Annotated in this window: 2 protein-coding genes; both read right to left on the bottom strand. The window is 64.5% G+C overall.

Annotation, left to right across the window (positions count from 1 at the left end; all coding sequences use genetic code 11):
* Positions 1 to 81 precede the first annotated feature (81 nt).
* Entirely contained in the window at positions 82 to 1188 is a 1107-nt protein-coding gene (gene aroC, locus A6D6_RS21565; protein ID WP_133493035.1) for a chorismate synthase, read from the bottom strand.
* A 28-nt stretch (positions 1189 to 1216) separates the two neighbouring features.
* A complete protein-coding gene (gene prmB / locus A6D6_RS21560; RefSeq protein WP_159661846.1) occupies positions 1217 to 2143 on the bottom strand; it encodes a 50S ribosomal protein L3 N(5)-glutamine methyltransferase in 927 nt (308 codons plus the stop codon).
* Positions 2144 to 2233 lie beyond the last annotated feature (90 nt).

Below are 2233 nucleotides of genomic sequence, written 5' to 3'. Positions count from 1 at the left end.
CCCCATTCGCTTGCGAGCAAGCTTCCCACAGGGGCTAAAGACCAGCGCTTTTGATTTTCACTGTTAACTATTCCCTGTTCACTATTCACTGCCCTTGTCGCCTGGCACCGGCGACAAGGGCGGCACCACGTCACCATTCTGCGCCCGGTGGCGCAGGTAGTGGTCCATCAGCACCAGCGCCATCATGGCTTCGGCGATGGGGGTGGCGCGCACGCCGACGCAGGGGTCGTGGCGGCCTTTGGTGACCACTTCGGTGGGTTGGCCGTCCAGGGTCAGGCTGCGGCCCGGGATCAGGATGCTGGAGGTGGGTTTGAGCGCGATGCTGGCGCGCAGGCGCTGGCCGGAGCTGATACCGCCGAGCACGCCGCCGGCATGGTTGCTGACGAAGCCTTGCGGGGTGATCTCGTCGCGGTGCTGTTCACCGCGTTGGTTGACCACCTCGAAGCCGTCTCCCACTTCCACTGCTTTGACCGCGTTGATCGACATCATCGCCTTGGCCAGATCGGCGTCGAGGCGGTCGAATACCGGCTCGCCCCAGCCTGGCGGCACCCTGTCGGCGAACACCGTGACCCGGGCACCAATGGAAGAGCCGTCCTTGCGCAAAGCGTTGATCAGCGCTTCCAGTTCAGGGACTTTGGCGGCGTCCGGAAAAAAGAACGGGTTGTCGTTGACCGTGCTCCAGTCAAACTGTTCGGCGCGGATATCGCCGATCTGCTCGACCCCACCGTAAATCCGCACTCCGAGCCGCTCCGACAGAAACTTGCGGGCGATGGCGCCGGCGGCCACGCGCATGGCGGTTTCCCGGGCGGAGGAGCGGCCGCCGCCGCGGTAATCACGGAAGCCGTACTTCTGGGTGTAGGTGTAGTCGGCGTGACCGGGACGGAAGGTATTGGCGATCTCGCTGTAGTCCTTGGATTTCTGATCGGTGTTCTCGATCAGCAATCCAATGGGCGTGCCGGTGGTCTTGCCTTCGAACACGCCGGAAAGAATGCGCACCTGATCCGGTTCGCGTCGCTGGGTGGTGTAACGGCTGGTGCCGGGTTTGCGCCGATCCAGCTCCCCCTGCAGGTCCTCCTCGCTCAACGCCAATCCCGGCGGGCAGCCGTCGACGATGGCCCCGAGCGCCGGGCCGTGACTCTCACCGAAGGTGGTCACCCGAAACCGTTCACCAAAACTGTTCCCAGACATTCGTGCTCCTAGATCAGGGGGGTGCCGGTCAGCCGGCGAAATGCTCACGATGGTCGATCAATTGTTGCCGTGTCAGCAGAAAAACGCCATGGCCGCCGCGCTCGAACTCCAGCCACAGGAACGGCACCTCCGGCCAGGTCGCCATCACGTGCTGGTCGCTGTTGCCCACTTCCACGATCAGCACGCCGTCGTCGTTCAGATAGTCGGCGGCCCGGGCCAGGATGCGGCGGGTGAAATCCAGACCATCGACACCGGAGCCCAGCGCCAACTCCGGCTCATGATGGAATTCCTCTGGCATGGCGGCGAGATCGGCGGCGTCCACATAGGGCGGGTTGGACACGATCAGGTCGTAGCGCCCCCGCAGGCCGTCAAAGCCATCGGAGAGCACCGCCCGCACCCGGTCCCCGAGGCCGTAGTGATCGATATTGGCCTGGCACACCGCCAGGGCGTCGGCGGAAATATCACTGGCGTCCACCTCAGCGTGTTCCATGGCCATGGCCATGGCGATGGCGATGCATCCCCCCCCGGTGCACAAATCCAGTGCACGCAATGGTTGTTCCGGATCAAGCCACGGCTGGAAACCGGCCTCGATCAGTTCGGCGATCGGCGAACGGGGGATCAGCACCCGCTCATCCACCTGGAACGGCAAACCGCAAAACCAGGCCTGGCCGGTCAGATACGGCGTCGGCACCCGTTCGTTGACGCGGCGTGTCATCAACGTCACGAACGCTTCCACTTCATGGGGCAGCAAACGGGCATCGAGCATGCGGGGGTCGGTGTCATGGGGCAAGGCCAGCACGTGCAGCAGCAGCGCCAGCGCCTCGTCACCATGGTCGTCGGTACCGTGGCCCAGAAACACCTTGCCGCGACGCAGGCAGCTCTCGCCCCAGCGCAGGCAATCCCGGGGGGTGCGCAGAGAGGCCAGGGCCTGTTGTTGCTGAATCTCGTCGATCACCTGTGGACCTCCACCAATGGGCGCGCAAGATTAGCATAGAACGGCGCGGGATGGAGGATCACGGACGCCGGACGCCGGACGCCGGACGCC

This window comes from Alcanivorax xiamenensis, assembly GCF_009846745.1.
Lineage (GTDB): Bacteria > Pseudomonadota > Gammaproteobacteria > Pseudomonadales > Alcanivoracaceae > Alloalcanivorax > Alloalcanivorax xiamenensis.
This window is presented reverse-complemented; position numbering and strand designations above follow the sequence as displayed.

Excerpts from the sequence above, each read along its gene's own strand:
- aroC (WP_133493035.1), bottom strand. The coding sequence starts at position 1,188 with ATGTCTGGGAACAGTTTTGGTGAACGGTTTCGGGTGACCACCTTCGGT.